Origin of the sequence: Streptomyces sp. NPDC051452 (assembly GCF_044454765.1) — a bacterium.
In the GTDB taxonomy this organism is placed as follows: Bacteria; Actinomycetota; Actinomycetes; order Streptomycetales; family Streptomycetaceae; genus Streptomyces.
This window is the reverse complement of record NZ_JBITEB010000019.1, coordinates 23,637-37,360: the sequence shown is the minus strand read 5'-3', so window position 1 is coordinate 37,360 and position 13,724 is coordinate 23,637. Positions and strand designations below refer to the sequence as shown.

Genomic DNA, 13,724 nt, shown 5'->3' with positions numbered 1-13,724 from the left:
CAGGGGCTGGGGCCGCCGGTTACCAGGGCGGTTGAACGGGGCGTGCGCGCGGCCCGTACCCCTGGACGGACCAGGAGACGCATCTCGGAAGGAACCCCACATGACCAGCGCTTCGCTCCAGCCCCCGGCGGGACCGGCCCGCCGTACCCTGATGGCGGCGGCCGGAGGGGCGGGGCTCGCCGCCGCGCTGACCGCCTGCGGCGCGGGCGACGGCTCGTCCGACACCGTCAAACCCGGATCAGGCGGCTCCGCTCAGGGCAGCGGCTCTCCGGCGGGTGGCGGCGCCGCGCTCGCCAGGACATCGGACATCCCCGAGGGCGGCGGAAAGATCTTCAAGGATCAGGGTGTCGTGGTCACCCAGCCGACGGCGGGCACGTACAAGGCGTTCTCGTCCAAGTGCACCCACCAGGGGTGCGCGGTGGGCAGCGTGGCGGGCGGTACGATCGTCTGCCCCTGCCACAACAGCCACTTCTCCGTCGAGGACGGCAGTGTGAAGCAGGGGCCCGCGACCCGGCCGCTGCCCCCGGCGAAGATCACCGTGTCCGGCGAGGAGATCACGCTCGACTGAACCGCCTAGGGTCGTCGACGCGGTCCTTCCAGGCAGCCGAGCACCTCGTCGGTGGTGGTGATCCGCGCGACGAGGGCGAGGGTGTTGCGGATCATCGCGGGGGTGTAGTCGGCGGGCACGCCCGCGATGGCGTCGGCCGGGACGACGACGGTGTAGCCGAGGTTGACCGCGTCGAACACCGCGTTGGGTATCGCGACGTTGGCCGAGACTCCCGTGACGACCAGCGTGCGGCAGCCGAGGTTGCGCAGCAGGGCGTCGACGTCGGTGCCGTGGATCGGCGACAGTCCGTGCAGCCGCCGTACGACGAAGTCCTCCTCGGCGACCTCGATCGGGGGCGCGACCCGGACCGCCGTGCTGCCACTCAGTTGCCGCACGGGAAGCCGTTCGGCGGCACGGAAGAGGCGGGCGTTGCGACTGGCGCCCCGGCCGTCCGGGCGGCGCTCGGCGATCGCGTGGATCACCTGCACCCCGGTCCGGTGCGCGGCGGCCACCAACCGGGCCACATGGTGCAGAGCACCGGAGGAGCGGGCCTCGCGCGCGAGTTCGGGCAGGGCGCTGTCCGGGCCGACCACGCCCTGCTGGCACTCCACGGTGAGCAGCACGGTGCCCACGGGGTCGAGAAGGTCGCCCAGCCGCTCGTTCACCGGCATCACGCACCCTTTCGCCGAGGCCCGGGACAGGTGAGAGTAGCCACATCCGGGCACGGGTGGAAGACGAGCCATTCCCTTTTCTGACGTAATGTCAGAGGATCACCGGCGAACGGAAGTTCTCTGGCACGACGTGAGAGAAGAGGGGGCCGTATGTCCGTCACTCAGCAGCGCCGGGGCCGGAAGATCATGATGACGCCCGGCGAGCTGGACGCGTTCCTCACCGTCCAGCGCACCTGCCGGGTCGCGACCGTCTCGGCGGACGGCACACCGCACGTCAGCGCGTTGTGGTTCGCCTGGGACGGCACCTCGCTGTGGCTGTACTCGGTGGTGCGCAGCAGGCGCTGGGCCCAGTTGTGCCGCGATCCACGGGTGGCGGTGGTCGTCGACTCGGGCGAGGAGTACGACCAGTTGCGCGGGGTCGAGCTGACCGGCCGGGTGGAATCCGTGGGAGAGGTGCCGCGCACCGGGGAGCTGTGTGCCGAACTGGACACGGCCGAGACGCTGTTCGCGCGCAAGAACTTCGGCCTGGACGAAATGCCGCACGACGGCCGCCACGCCTGGGCCCGACTCACCCCGGACAAGATCGTCTCCTGGGACTTCCGGAAGCTGGGCGGGGCCTGAACCCCTGCTTTCGGATCGCGCCGGCCGGGATCGGGGGCGTCGCACGGCCTACCCGAGCGGGGTCGCGCGCCAGACTCCACGGCCACGGCAAGATCCGAAACGCCCCCCTCAAGGCGCCGGGGCGGGCCGCGGCGCTGCGGCCGAGCCGGGTTGGGCAAGGGCCCGGCCGAGCCGGGTTGGGCAAGGGCCCGGCCGAGCCGGGTTGAGCAAGGGCCCGGCCGAGCCGGGTTGCGGCAAGGGCCCGGCCGAGCCGCGGGACGCTTCAGCCGAGTCGGCGCGCCGCCGTGCGCAACGCCTCGACCGCCGCGCGGATCGAGGGGCGGCGGTCGGCGTCCGCCCGCCACACGACGTACACGTGCCGGCGGACCCGCTGCTTGAGCGGCACCAGGGCCACACCGTCGGGCACCGGATCACGCCCCAGCAGGGGAGCGATGCAGACACCCAGCCCCGCCTTCACCAGGCCGAGTTGGGTGTGCGTCTCGCCGGCCCGGTGGCCGACGATCGGCTCGATGCCCCTGGACCGCAGCGTGAACATCAGCCATTCGTGGCAGAACTCCCCCTCGCCCCAGGTGATCCACTCGTCCTCGGCGAATTCGGCGAGGTCCACCTCGTCCCGGCCCGCGAGCCGGTGCCCGGCAGGCATGGCGACCTCGGCGGGGTCGTCCAGCAGCGGCGCCTTGACCAGGCCGTCGGGCACGGGCATCGGCTTGTTGTACCAGTCCAGGACCACCGCGAGGTCGAGGTCACCGCGCACGACTCCGGCGATGCCCTGCTCCGGCTCCAGCTCGCTGGAGCGCACCCGCAGCCCCGGATGCCCCGCGCGCAGCATGCCGAGCGCGCCCGGGAAGAGTCCCCGGGCGGCCGTGGGGAACGCCGACAGCCGGAGTTCGCCGATGACCTGCCCGCGGTGTGCCTCCAGGTCGGACTCGGCGAGCTCGACCTGGGACAGGATGCGCGAGGCGTGCTCGGACAGCAGCCGGCCGGCGTCCGTGAGCCGGACCCCCCGCCCGTTCTTGGCGAGGATCTGCTGCCCGATCTCCCGCTCCAGCTTGCCCAGCTGCTGGGAGACCGCGGAGGTGGTGACGTGCAGCGCGTCGGCGGCGGCGCTGACCGAGCCGTGCCGGGCGACGGCGTCCAGGGTGCGCAGGCGCTCCAGGTTCAACATGTAAGTGATTCTAAGAGGTACCGGGCGCGATATTTCCATTGTCCTAAGACGTTGCTTCCCGCATCGTGGAGGGCATGAGCACGGTCACCCCACCCGGGACCCAGTCCCCCGCCCCCGACACCATCCGATCGGGCACCCACACCCCCGCCCGCGCCCGCCTCGGCTGGCGGCTCCGCTTCGGCCTCCTCTCCCTGATCTGGGGCTTCAGCTTTCTGCTGATCAAGGTGGGCACGGGAGGATACGCCCCCTTCCAGGTCACCCTCGGCCGGCTCGTGTTCGGTACGGCCGTCCTCGTGGCCGCGATGGCCGTGAAGCGGGAGCGGCTGCCGCGCGGGGCCCGGCTGTGGGGGCACATGACGGTCGCCGCCTTCTTCCTGAACGCCCTGCCGTTCTCCCTCTTCGCCTACGCGGAGCTGACGATCCCGTCCACCCTGGCCGGCATCTGCAACGCCACGTCGCCCCTGTGGGGCATGGCCCTGTCCGTGGTCGCCCTCTCCGAGGACCGGCCGACCCGGGTCCGCGTGGCCGGGCTCGGTCTCGGATTCGTTGGCGTACTCACGGTGCTCGGCGCCTGGCAGGGGTTCCACGGCCTGGATGCCTCGGGTACGGCGATGGCGTTGCTGGCGTCGCTGAGCTACCCGGTGGGATGGATCTACGTCCGGCGCGCACTGACCGGTACCGGGCACTCCCATCTGTCCATGACCGGTGCGCAGTTGCTGCTGGCGACGGTACAGCTGGCAGTGGTGACGCCCCTGTTCACCGGCGTCCCCGATCACCTCGCGGTCGTCCCGCTGCTGGCGATCGCCGCGCTGGGCGCCCTGGGGACGGGGCTGGCCGTGCTGATCCAGTACGGGCTGGTCGCCGAGGTCGGTCCCACCACCGCGCAGATGGTCACGTACTTCATCCCGGTCATCGCCACGGCCGCGGGCGTGGCGATCCTCGGGGAGTCGCTTCGGTGGACCACGCCGGTGGGAGCGGTGATCGTGCTGGCCGGAGCCGCACTGACACAGGTGCGACGCAAGGGCGCATAGCACCGCCCTCCCCCCGGACGCGCCCGGGTTCACGGCGGGACGGGGAGCCGGCGGCAGACCCGGCTTGGCTGACGTGGGCGGCGGAACCCTCAGCCGTCGTGGACATGCCCCGGGAACGGCGGAACCCTCAGCCGTCGTGGACATGCCCCGGGAACGGCGGAACCCTCAGCCGTAGACGCGCGCCGGGGACGGTCGTACCGCTCTCGCCACCGCGTCGGCGAGGGGGCCGATGTCCGCCATGGCGAGGGGGGAGATCGTGATGCGGACGCCGGGTGGGGACGCGAGCCGGAAGCGGGCCCCCGGAGCCACCGCCCATCCCCCTTGCAGGAGGCGGGCCACCGCCCCGGTCTCGTCGGGGACCGGGACCCACACGTTCATCCCGCTGCGGCCGCGGGCGGTGACCCCGCGGTCCGCCAGCGCGTCGATCAGCGCGTCCCGGCGTGTTCCGTACGACGCCGCCACCGCCGCCCGGTCCACCGCGCCCTCCGTCCACAGGTGCAGGACGGTCCGCTGCAGCAGCCGGCTCACCCAACCCGGCCCCAGGCGCTGGCGGCCGCGCAGCAGGTCGACGGTGACGGGGTCCCCGGCGAGCACGGCGAGGCGCAGGTCCGGGCCGTAGGCCTTGGCGGCGGAGCGGACGAAGGCCCAGTGCCGGGTGACGCCCGCGAGGGGGTGCAGCGGCAGGTCGACGATGCCGTGGCCGTGGTCGTCCTCGATGAGCAGGGTCTGCGGATGCTCCCGGAGCACCGCGCGCAGCGCACGCGCGCGCGTGGCGGTCACCGAGGCGCCCGTCGGGTTCTGCGCCCGGTCGGTGACGATCAGGGCGCGGGCCCCGGCCTCCAGGGCGCGGCGCAGTTCGCCGGGGCACGGCCCGTCGTCGTCCACGGCGACGGGTACGGCCCGCAGGCCCAGGGCAGGCACGAGATCGAGGAGACTGCCCCAGCCCGGGTCCTCCACGGCGACCGTGTCACCCGGTTTCAGATGCGCGGTGAGCAGGCGTTCGATGGCGTCCAGGGAGCCGGACGTGACGGTCAGCGGCCCCTGCGGTACGCCGTCTTCGTCGAGTTCGGCTCGGGCCACCCGGGCGAGGCCGTCGTCGACGGGATCGTCTCCGTAGCGGACGGGCCGCCGGTCCCCCTCCTCGGCCGCGACGGCGAGGGCCGGGGCCAGGCGGGGCAGCAGCGCCGGGTCGGGGTTGCCCGTGGACAGGTCGTGGCCGCCGGCGGGGGCCTCCACCCGGAGTTCCTCGCGGCCGGTGGTAGCCGGCCTGGGACGGACGCGGCTGCCCCGGCGGCCGGCGGTCTCGATCACTCCCCGGTCCCGCAGGATGCGATAGGCGGCGGCGACCGTGTTCGGGTTCACCCCCAGCCGGCCCGCCAACTCCCGCATCGGGGGCAGGGGTTGCCCCGGCTCCAGCTCACCCGCACCGACCGCGCGCTCGACACCGGCCGCGATCTCGGCTGCGCCACGCCCTTGAATCCGATACTCTCCTAGCACAAACAGTATTATGCACTAGTACAAACGAAACCGCCAGGCAGCAGATCGCACGGATCGCCGGATCACGACATCGCTGCATCGCCACATCGCCACATCGCCAGGAGGACTCCCATGCAGGGCACGACCGAGGAAGCGCGGACCGCGGCCTACACACCGACCGACCGCACCGTACCCACGCGCTCCGCGGACCGGGCGTCGTACGACCGGGAGCTGGTGCACGCGATACTCGACGAGGGGTACGTCTGCCACCTCGGCTTCGTCCGCGACGGCGCCCCGGTGGTGCTGCCGACGCTGTACGGCCGGGTCGGCGAGCGGCTCTACGTCCACGGGTCCACCGGTTCGCGCCCGCTGCGGATGACCGGCCAGGCCGACCCCGGACTGCCGGTCTGCCTGACGGTCACCCACGTCGACGGGCTGGTGCTGGCCCGCTCGGCCTTCCACCACTCCATCAACTACCGCTCGGTCGTGGTGCACGGCGTCGCGCACGAGGTCACCGAGCCCGAGGAGCGGCGGCTGGCCCTGGACGCGCTCGTGGACCACGTCGTACCGGGCCGGGCCGCCGACTCACGGCCCGCGGACAAGAAGGAGCTTGCGGCCACCGCCGTGATCCGCCTGGACCTGGACGAGGTGTCGGCCAAGGTGCGCACCGGCGGCGCCGTCGACGAACCGGCGGACCTGTCCCTGCCGCACTGGGCCGGCGTCGTCCCGCTCCGCAAGGGGTACGACACGCCCGTCCCCAACGCCGACCTGGCCCCCGGCATCGAGCTGCCGGACTACCTGGCGGGACGGTAGGCCCAGGGCGGTCGTCGGGCGGCCGCTCACCCCGGGGCCGCCCCTACGCCGGCCCCGGCCGGGCAGCGCCGCGGACCTCGCTCACGGCCAGACCCACGACCGCGCCCAGCATCAGCAGGGTGCCGGCCGTGGTGGTCGCCGACAGCCGCTCGCCGAGCAGGGCGACGGCGAGCACGGCCGCGGTCACCGGCTCCAGCAGCATGATCACCGAGACGGTGGCCGACCGTACGACGGCCGCTCCGGCGAAGTAGAGCGCGTAGGCGAGGGCAGTGGGCACGGCGGCGACGTACAGCAGCAGCCACAGCAGCCGCTCGGGGTGGGCGGTGTGCGGAAGCAGCCCTTCGTGTACGGCGAACGGCAGCAGGCACAGGGTGGTCACGGCGAAGGACCACACGGTCGTGTCCGTGGCGTCGGCGCCGCCGTCCCGCCCCCACCAGCGCGTGAGCAGCGTCATGACGCAGTAGCCCGCCGCCGAGGCCAGTGCCAGGAGCACACCCGTCGGCCGGACGGTCGCGGCCGACCCGCCGAAGGTCAGCACGGCCAGCCCGGCGAGCGCGCCGACGATCGCCACGAGCCCGCCGGCGCCGAGCCGCTCGCCGAGCAGCACTCGGGCACCGAGCGCGATGAGGACGGGACCCGCGCCGAGAGTGACGACGGTGGCGACGGCGAGGCCGGTGGACTGCACGGCCGCGAAGTACGCGGTCTGGAACACGGCGAGGCCGAGACCGGTGGACACCGCCCGGGTGATCCCGCGGCGCCGGGGTTCGGTGCGGACCGGCCGGACGCGCGGACGCATCCCGCGCCCGGCGAGCAGCAGGAGGAGCCCCAGCGCGCAGCGCCAGAAGGACAGGCCGAAGGCGCCCATGTCACTGGTCCGGTAGACCAGTGAGGCGGCGGCACCGGCCGTGCCCCAGGCGGCGCCGGTGATGATCAGGTAGAGCAGGCCACGCCCGGTGGGCAGGCCGGAAGCAGTGTTCGACAAGGGAGTTTCTCCGCAGAAGCGCACACGAGGGTGCGGAAGTTCGAGGGCGACCCGCTGCTGCGGGGCGCGCGGACTTCATCTGCGGGCAGCACCGTCCGGCCCCACGCGCAGGCGCGGGGCCAAGGTCCGGAAGGCCCGCCTCAGGCGGCCGGAGGCGGAAGGACGAGTGCGTTCGACGGCATGGCCGAAACCCTATGCGGCGGTGCCACGGGCCGACAACTCGCGTTCCGCGCCGCCCGAGGCGACCGGCTCCCGGGAACCGCCGGCGGGCGCCGAGGACTGGGCGATGAACGCGCCGACCAGCACGATCGCGCCACCGGCCACCTGCGGCGCCGACAGATGCTCGCCGAGCAGCACCCAGGCCAGCACCGTCGCGATCACCGCCTCCAGGCAGGCGACCACGCCCGCGACCTGCGGGGACAACCGCCGCACGGACAACACGCCGGTGATGTAGGCGACCACCGTGGCGACGAGCACGACCCAGGCCAGCAGGACGGCGGCCGGTACGGCGGTGCCCCGCAGTTGCGCGGAACCGGCCAGCACCGACCAGTCCATGGTCCACGGGCGCGTGACGACCGTCAGTACGGCGGCACCGACGAGCAGTCCGTGGGCGATGATCCCGAGCGGATCGGGGGCCTCGGCACCCGCGTCGCTGCCCTGGTCGGACAGGACGAAGTAGCCGACCTGACAGCAGGCGGCGCCGAGCGCGCACAGCAGACCGAGCAGGTCGAAGCTCAGCCCCGACCAGACCTCCACCACGCAGGCCAGGCCGCCCGCCGCGAGCACCACGCCCAGCGCGGCGGCCCGGGTCACCGGCCGCCGCTGCACGAACCGCACCCAGCCGAGCACCAGGGCGGGGGCCAGGTACTCGATGAGCAGGGCCACGCCCACCGGGATGCGGGAGAGCGCGGCGAAGTAGCAGGCCTGCACACCGGCGACGGCGAGCAGTCCGAAACCGGCGAGCAGTGCGGGACGACGCAGCGGCAGGGCCCGGTGCCGTACGGCGAGCGGCAGCATGACCAGCGCGGCACCGGTCACCCGTAGCCACACCACGTGCAGCGGGTCCAGACCCGCCTCGATCAACGGCTTGGCGGCCACTCCGGACCCCCCGAAGGCCAGCGCCGACACGAGCGCGAGACCCAGTCCCACACCCCTGCCCCGGCCGCCCTGACTGCTCTCTGACGTACGCACCGGCACATGATGGCAGGCGACGACAGGAGCGTCACCCTCTTTGACACCTGTCTCAGCTGATGGACGCCCGGCGCGGGGCCCGGTGTGTCGAACGGTGTGCGGACCTATGCGTGGACCGGCGCATGGAAGGGCGGTATGTGGACCTGTGCGCGCACGGGGTGCGTCAGCAGGTCGCGCGGTCGTCGCCGGCGCGCTCCCCGGCCGCGGCCTCGATCCGGGCGGCCAGGTCGCCGGCCGGGATGCCGGCGCGCCGAAGGACCTCGACGGCACGGGACTGCGGGTCCGCCACGAGCGCGGCGAACAGGTCGAGGCCGGTGGCCTCGCTCTCGCCCCGCCGCCGGGCACGCTCGCGCGCCTCCGCCAACGCGGCGGCGGCGACGGGCGAACATCCTCCACCGTCGCGACCGTCGCGCACCTCACGGTGACGAGCCGCGGGCACGGTCGCCATGCCCGGGGCGGCGGGAGCGGGTACGGCGGTCAGCACGCCGGAACCGCCGCCGGAACCCTCCACGCCGCCCTGCCAGCGCAGCCCGTAACCGATGCTGCGCTGCACGAGGTAGCCGAGCAGCCGGGCGAGCTGCGCGGGAGCGCCGACGGCCGCGCGGACGTGGGGGTCGTGTTCCAGCAGGGAGTGGAGCAAATGGGCGGTGTCGATCTGCCGGTCCCCGTCCCGGACGGCCCTGCGCCGGGCACCCTCGACCACCGCCGCCGACTCGGCACCGAGCCCGGCATCGTCGTCCATGTGCGCGGCCATCTCGTCGTGGGCTGTCGGGCGGGCTGTACGGGGAAGCACACCCCCACCTCATCAGCCACAGCGCGCCGGGGCATCCACGAGCGGAACCATTCTCGCGTCCCACACAGAGTGGACGTCACCGGCCGGGATCTCATCCTTGGGGAGGAGATCAGGGCGATTCACGGCGAGGTTCGCGCGCCGCCTTGCCAGGCGCCCGAACCCACGCCACGCGTGTATTGAATGTTCGCGCGCCTGCGGATACGTTCCGCGCACCGTAGCCCGCTACGCCCGATTCCGAAGGGGTGGTCGCATGGCCGAAGTCAGCGCGGAGGCACGTATTCCGGCGCCGGCCGAGAAGGTGTGGGCCCAGCTCACCGACTGGCCGTCCCACGGGGAGTGGAACGCGACCCACACCAGCTTTCCGCAGGGCGGCCCGGAAACCCTGGCGGTGGGCGGGACGTTCCGGGAGAACATGAAGCTGATGGGCTTCCCGGCGGAGGTCGACTGGACCATCGAGGAGCTGGAGCCGGCCCGGTTGTTCGCCATTCGCGGCAAGGGCCCGATGGCGGTGACCGTCGCCACCCGCTACACACTCGTCCCCGACGGCGAGGCCACCACCGTCCGCGTCGACGGCGAGTTCACCGGGGCCGCCGTGTCGCTGATGGCGGGCAGGCTGAAGGACTCGGCGACGGCGGCCCTCAACGAGTCGCTGCGCAAGCTGGGCGGCCTGGTGACCTGACCCGGGCGGGAGACGGGGACACCGGGAGACGGGGACACCGGGACACTGGAAGGCGTCCCGGTGTCCCGGCGTACGTCTCAGTCCTCGTCGGCGAGGATGAGGTACAGCTTCTTGCGGGCGTCGTTGATGACGGTCAGCGCCTTCTCGCGCTGCTCCTTGGTGCCGGTCTTCCAGACCTGACCGAAGGCCTCCATCAGTCCGACGCCGGCCTGCCGGATCTCGTGCAGGGCCTCCCAGTCGACGCCGCGAGAGGCCTCCTCCCACGGAGCGTCCGGCCCCTCCTCGGCGGCACTGCGACCGCTGTCGGTGAGCGCGAAGAGCTTCTTGCCGCCCTCGCTCTCACTGGCGATCAGGCCCTCGTCCTCCAGCAGTTGGAGCGTCGGGTAGACCGAGCCGGGGCTGGGCTTCCACGCGCCGCCGCTGCGTTCGGCGATCTCCTGGATCATCTCGTAACCGTGCATGGGCCGGTCCTTGAGCAGGGCGAGGATCGAGGCGCGCACGTCACCGCGCCGCGCCCGCCCCCTAGGCCCGCCACGTCCTCGCGGTCCCCAGGGCCCAGGGCCGAAGCCCGGCCCGCCCGGACCGAAGCCCGGACCACCGGGACCGCCCGGACCGAAGGGGCCGAACGCGGCGCGACGACCGTCGAACCCGCCGCCCATGCCCCGCCGACCGGGGCCCTGGTGCCGATGTCCACGCTCGAATCCGTGGGTGCGCATCGCGATCACTCCATTCCATCGTTGATCTGTCACGAATGCATCGCGTACTGTTCGCGATGGCTCAACGATATATCGGAACCCATCGCGTGACAAGCATCCGATACTTGCTTGACCTGTGCCGGTGAACGTTGATCGATTGCCATGCTCGGCAACGTCTGGGACTGGTGCTGGGATGTCTACGACGCCGAGGTCTCTGGCGCCTACCGGGTGCTCCGTGGCGGTGGTTGGTTCGATGAGCCCTGCAGCCCGGCCCGCGTGGGGCGGATCGGGCGATAGCGTGATCCTCATGACGGCTGAAGACGAGGCGCTGACCGGCGGCATGGCGAATGCGGGGTCAGTCTTCCGCCGAGGGGAGTTGGTGGAGCGACCGGCACCGCGCAACGCGCGCGCCCTCCATGCCTATCTCCTTGCGCTGAAGCAGCACGGCTTCGACGCGGCGCCGACGCCTGTCGGTCTCACCTCGGACGGCCATGAGCAGCTGACTTTCATCCCCGGCGATGTGGCTCTGCCGCCGTTCCCGGACTGGGCGATGACAAATCCCGCCCTCGCATCGGTGGGGAACCTGCTGCGGCGTCTGCACGAGACCAGCGCGACCGTCGCGGTCGACACCCGAGCCGAGTGGCCCTCGGACCTCGCCGACCCCGAGGGCGGAACGATGTTGTGCCACAACGACGTGTGCCCGGAGAACGTCGTCTTCCGCGACGGTCGCGCCGCGGCCCTGATCGATTTCGACCTGGCGGCCCCGGGCCGTGCACTCTGGGACATCGCCATGACCGCCCGCTACTGGGTGCCCATGCTCGATCCCGAGTCCGCAGCCGCTCTCCATCCCCCCGGGCTCGATGCGGCCGCACGGCTGCGGATCCTTGCCGACGGCTACGGCCTCTCGGCAGGGGACCGTGCCGAGTTGCCCGGTGTCATCGAACAGGCCACGGAGGTCTGCCGGGCCTTCGTCGCCCGCCGCGTGGCCGACGGAGATCTCGTCTATCTCCGGGCGTTGGCCGAGCGTGGTGGATGGGAACGCTGGGACCGCATGCAGACCTGGCTGGTGGACCATCGCAAGGCGTTCACGGCCGCCCTGTCGGACTGACCGGCCCGGACGTCCGAGAACAGATACCCCCCTCCGGGTCCCACGCGCCCGGACGCCAACTTCCCCAACTGACGCCGGCAGACCGGCCGTCCGGGCCCGGAACCGCGTGTGGTCGGCCGGCCGTCCGCCCACCGGGCGCAATCCGCGGCGACTCCGACGACCTCACGCATCGGTACAACCCGCCGACTCCTGCCGCGAGATCACGGGGTCTCCTTTAGGATCGCCGGCATGGCACTGCGACCCGTTCAGGTGAACATCAAGGCTCTTGACGCCGCGGCGGTCGGCCGGTTCTGGGCGGAGGCGCTCGGCTGGTGTGCCTACAGCGCCGGCGTGACCACCTACGTCGGACCCGGCGGCGGCCTCGTCTGGCCGGACCCGGTCTCCGTCTGCGTCGACGTCGTTCCCGTCCCGGAACCCAAGACGGCGACGAAGAACCGTGTGCACCTCGATCTCGCCACCACCTCCACGACCCATCAGGCGGAGTTGGTCGAGCGCCTGAAGGCTCTGGGCGCGACGCCCGCCCAGGTGGGCCAGGGCCAGGTGCCGTGGACGGTCCTCGCCGACCCCGAGGGCAACGAGTTCTGCGTGCTGGAGCCCCGGGAGGTCTACCGGGACACCGGGCCGATCGCCGCCGTGCTGGTCGACTGCGCGGATCCGCGGGCCATGGCCCGGTTCTGGGGCGAGGCGATCGACTGGACCCTGCACGAAGTGAGCGACAGGCAAGCGGTGTTGCGCTCCGCCAAGGGCGGCGGCCCGTATCTCGAGTTCCTCCGCGTACCCGGCGGCGAGACGGTGCCGGACCGCGTCCATCTCGACCTGCTGCCGTATCCCGGTGACGACCAGGCGGCGGAAGTGGAACGACTGCGGGCCCTCGGGGCAACCGACCTCGACCTCGGCCAGGGCGACGTCCCGTGGACATGCCTGGCCGACCCTGAGGGACACGAGTTCTGCGTCCTCGCCCCGTCCTGACCCGGAGTCGTCGAGACGGGTCGACGCACGTGACGGCGGAGAGGGGAGCACCTGCACGGTCCCCGCGACCGGCCCCCCGACACTGTGACCACGTCCGAGAAACGGTCCGGGATTCGTGAATTGGCCTTGGCCCGGGGACGGTCGCAGCCGCTAGCGTCAGCGCCATGCGCATGCGAATCGTGGACGCCTTCACCGACCGCCCCTTCGCCGGCAACCCGGCCGGAGTCCTGCTCCTGGACGACGTCTTCCCGGACGACGACTGGCTCCAGAACGTCGCCATGGAGATCAACCACGCCGAGACAGCGTTCGCGCACCGGCTGCCCGGGGGCGGTGAGGCGGACTGGGCGCTGCGCTGGTTCACACCCGTCGCCGAGGTGGCGATGTGCGGACACGCCACGCTCGCCACGGCACACGTCCTGCACACCACCGGTGCCCACGAGGGTGCGGTGCGGTTCGCCACCCGCAGCGGTGTCCTCGTCGCCACGCCCGCGGCGGACGGCTCGATCACTCTCGACTTCCCCACCGCCCCGCTCACCCCGGTCCGGATCCCGGCCGGGGTGGCCGAGGCCCTGGGCGCGCGGCCGACCGCCGTCTTCGACACCGGGCCGAACGTCGGCGACCTGCTGGTGGAGCTGGCCGACGAGAAGACCGTCCTCGGCCTCTCCCCCGACCACAGGTCCCTCGGCGCCTACTCCGCGCGCGGCGTCATCGCCACCGCCCGCGCCGAGAACCCGGACCTCGGCTACGACTTCGTCTCCCGCTGCTTCTTCCCGAACGTCGGCATCGACGAGGACCCCGTCACCGGCAGCGCCCACACCGCGCTCGCCCCGCACTGGTCGGCCCGCCTCGGCCGCGACGACCTGACCGGACTGCAGGCCTCCCGTCGCACCGGCCTGGTCCGCACCGGTCTCCGGGGCCCGCGCACCCTGCTCACCGGACGCGCGGTGACGGTCATCGAGGGCGAACTGCACGCCTGAACGGCA

The 13,724-nt window shown here is 72.7% G+C and carries 15 protein-coding genes and 1 pseudogene; 9 read left to right on the top strand and 7 right to left on the bottom strand.

Annotation, left to right across the window (positions count from 1 at the left end; genetic code table 11):
* Positions 1 to 100 precede the first annotated feature (100 nt).
* Positions 101 to 568 carry a Rieske (2Fe-2S) protein gene (locus ACIBA9_RS32515; RefSeq protein ID WP_399368686.1) on the top strand — a complete coding sequence of 156 codons (468 nt, stop codon included), beginning with the start codon at positions 101 to 103 and terminating at the stop codon, positions 566 to 568.
* Between the two features lie 5 nt (positions 569 to 573).
* Here the strand turns inward: ACIBA9_RS32515 and ACIBA9_RS32510 are convergent, their stop codons facing one another.
* The gene (locus ACIBA9_RS32510; RefSeq protein ID WP_399368684.1) at positions 574 to 1,218 is read right to left on the bottom strand and encodes a cysteine hydrolase; all 645 of its coding nucleotides are present in this window, start codon (positions 1,216 to 1,218) and stop codon (positions 574 to 576) included.
* A 150-nt stretch (positions 1,219 to 1,368) separates the two neighbouring features.
* On the opposite strand from ACIBA9_RS32510, the gene ACIBA9_RS32505 reads away from it, so the two are divergent.
* Positions 1,369 to 1,839 carry a pyridoxamine 5'-phosphate oxidase family protein gene (locus tag ACIBA9_RS32505; protein ID WP_399368682.1) on the top strand — a complete coding sequence of 157 codons (471 nt, stop codon included), beginning with the start codon at positions 1,369 to 1,371 and terminating at the stop codon, positions 1,837 to 1,839.
* Positions 1,840 to 2,101: 262 nt separating this feature from the next.
* Here ACIBA9_RS32505 and ACIBA9_RS32500 read toward each other — a convergent pair whose 3' ends face one another.
* Positions 2,102 to 3,004 (bottom strand): LysR family transcriptional regulator, encoded by a 903-nt coding sequence (locus tag ACIBA9_RS32500; protein WP_399368680.1) that lies wholly within the window; start codon positions 3,002 to 3,004, stop codon positions 2,102 to 2,104.
* Between the two features lie 74 nt (positions 3,005 to 3,078).
* Here ACIBA9_RS32500 and ACIBA9_RS32495 point away from each other — a divergent pair, with 74 nt between their 5' ends.
* Positions 3,079 to 4,035, top strand: coding sequence for a DMT family transporter (locus ACIBA9_RS32495; protein ID WP_399368678.1), 957 nt, complete (start codon positions 3,079 to 3,081; stop codon positions 4,033 to 4,035).
* 165 nt (positions 4,036 to 4,200) lie between these two features.
* Here the strand turns inward: ACIBA9_RS32495 and ACIBA9_RS32490 are convergent, their stop codons facing one another.
* The gene (locus ACIBA9_RS32490) at positions 4,201 to 5,532 is read right to left on the bottom strand and encodes an aminotransferase class I/II-fold pyridoxal phosphate-dependent enzyme (RefSeq protein WP_399368676.1); all 1,332 of its coding nucleotides are present in this window, start codon (positions 5,530 to 5,532) and stop codon (positions 4,201 to 4,203) included.
* 111 nt (positions 5,533 to 5,643) lie between these two features.
* Here ACIBA9_RS32490 and ACIBA9_RS32485 point away from each other — a divergent pair, with 111 nt between their 5' ends.
* Positions 5,644 to 6,324, top strand: coding sequence for a pyridoxamine 5'-phosphate oxidase family protein (locus ACIBA9_RS32485; protein WP_399368674.1), 681 nt, complete (start codon positions 5,644 to 5,646; stop codon positions 6,322 to 6,324).
* Between the two features lie 43 nt (positions 6,325 to 6,367).
* Here ACIBA9_RS32485 and ACIBA9_RS32480 read toward each other — a convergent pair whose 3' ends face one another.
* The 3 genes from ACIBA9_RS32480 to ACIBA9_RS32470 form a co-directional block, all read right to left on the bottom strand.
* Complete coding sequence (locus ACIBA9_RS32480; RefSeq protein WP_399368672.1) at positions 6,368 to 7,306, bottom strand: DMT family transporter; 939 nt, start codon at positions 7,304 to 7,306, stop codon at positions 6,368 to 6,370.
* Positions 7,307 to 7,498: 192 nt separating this feature from the next.
* Positions 7,499 to 8,503, bottom strand: a complete 1,005-nt coding sequence (locus ACIBA9_RS32475; RefSeq protein WP_399368670.1) for an EamA family transporter — start codon at positions 8,501 to 8,503, stop codon at positions 7,499 to 7,501.
* 157 nt (positions 8,504 to 8,660) lie between these two features.
* Positions 8,661 to 9,290, bottom strand: coding sequence for a Clp protease N-terminal domain-containing protein (locus tag ACIBA9_RS32470; RefSeq protein ID WP_399368668.1), 630 nt, complete (start codon positions 9,288 to 9,290; stop codon positions 8,661 to 8,663).
* A 250-nt stretch (positions 9,291 to 9,540) separates the two neighbouring features.
* On the opposite strand from ACIBA9_RS32470, the gene ACIBA9_RS32465 reads away from it, so the two are divergent.
* Entirely contained in the window at positions 9,541 to 9,969 is a 429-nt protein-coding gene (locus tag ACIBA9_RS32465; protein WP_399368666.1) for an SRPBCC family protein, read from the top strand.
* 77 nt (positions 9,970 to 10,046) lie between these two features.
* On the opposite strand, the gene ACIBA9_RS32460 is transcribed toward ACIBA9_RS32465, so the two are convergent.
* Positions 10,047 to 10,685 carry a PadR family transcriptional regulator gene (locus ACIBA9_RS32460; protein WP_399368664.1) on the bottom strand — a complete coding sequence of 213 codons (639 nt, stop codon included), beginning with the start codon at positions 10,683 to 10,685 and terminating at the stop codon, positions 10,047 to 10,049.
* A gap of 141 nt (positions 10,686 to 10,826) precedes the next feature.
* Between ACIBA9_RS32460 and ACIBA9_RS32455 the strand changes: the two are divergent.
* From ACIBA9_RS32455 to ACIBA9_RS32440, 4 genes and pseudogenes are all read left to right on the top strand, one after another.
* Positions 10,827 to 10,961, top strand: a pseudogene (locus ACIBA9_RS32455) (SUMF1/EgtB/PvdO family nonheme iron enzyme); the annotation flags it as partial.
* Between the two features lie 10 nt (positions 10,962 to 10,971).
* Positions 10,972 to 11,772: an aminoglycoside phosphotransferase family protein gene (locus tag ACIBA9_RS32450; RefSeq protein WP_399368662.1), complete on the top strand. Its 801-nt coding sequence runs from the start codon at positions 10,972 to 10,974 to the stop codon at positions 11,770 to 11,772.
* Positions 11,773 to 12,000: 228 nt separating this feature from the next.
* Positions 12,001 to 12,741 carry a VOC family protein gene (locus ACIBA9_RS32445; protein ID WP_399368660.1) on the top strand — a complete coding sequence of 247 codons (741 nt, stop codon included), beginning with the start codon at positions 12,001 to 12,003 and terminating at the stop codon, positions 12,739 to 12,741.
* A gap of 164 nt (positions 12,742 to 12,905) precedes the next feature.
* Positions 12,906 to 13,718: a PhzF family phenazine biosynthesis protein gene (locus ACIBA9_RS32440; RefSeq protein WP_399368658.1), complete on the top strand. Its 813-nt coding sequence runs from the start codon at positions 12,906 to 12,908 to the stop codon at positions 13,716 to 13,718.
* Positions 13,719 to 13,724 lie beyond the last annotated feature (6 nt).

What these genes read in the sequence shown, in the direction of transcription:
- ACIBA9_RS32515 (WP_399368686.1), top strand. Translation starts at nt 101, where the DNA reads ATGACCAGCGCTTCGCTCCAGCCCCCGGCGGGACCGGCCCGCCGTACC.
- ACIBA9_RS32510 (WP_399368684.1), bottom strand. Translation starts at nt 1,218, where the DNA reads ATGCCGGTGAACGAGCGGCTGGGCGACCTTCTCGACCCCGTGGGCACC.
- ACIBA9_RS32505 (WP_399368682.1), top strand. Translation starts at nt 1,369, where the DNA reads ATGTCCGTCACTCAGCAGCGCCGGGGCCGGAAGATCATGATGACGCCC.
- ACIBA9_RS32500 (WP_399368680.1), bottom strand. Translation starts at nt 3,004, where the DNA reads ATGTTGAACCTGGAGCGCCTGCGCACCCTGGACGCCGTCGCCCGGCAC.
- ACIBA9_RS32495 (WP_399368678.1), top strand. Translation starts at nt 3,079, where the DNA reads ATGAGCACGGTCACCCCACCCGGGACCCAGTCCCCCGCCCCCGACACC.
- ACIBA9_RS32485 (WP_399368674.1), top strand. Translation starts at nt 5,644, where the DNA reads ATGCAGGGCACGACCGAGGAAGCGCGGACCGCGGCCTACACACCGACC.
- ACIBA9_RS32465 (WP_399368666.1), top strand. Translation starts at nt 9,541, where the DNA reads ATGGCCGAAGTCAGCGCGGAGGCACGTATTCCGGCGCCGGCCGAGAAG.
- ACIBA9_RS32460 (WP_399368664.1), bottom strand. Translation starts at nt 10,685, where the DNA reads ATGCGCACCCACGGATTCGAGCGTGGACATCGGCACCAGGGCCCCGGT.
- ACIBA9_RS32450 (WP_399368662.1), top strand. Translation starts at nt 10,972, where the DNA reads ATGACGGCTGAAGACGAGGCGCTGACCGGCGGCATGGCGAATGCGGGG.
- ACIBA9_RS32445 (WP_399368660.1), top strand. Translation starts at nt 12,001, where the DNA reads ATGGCACTGCGACCCGTTCAGGTGAACATCAAGGCTCTTGACGCCGCG.
- ACIBA9_RS32440 (WP_399368658.1), top strand. Translation starts at nt 12,906, where the DNA reads ATGCGCATGCGAATCGTGGACGCCTTCACCGACCGCCCCTTCGCCGGC.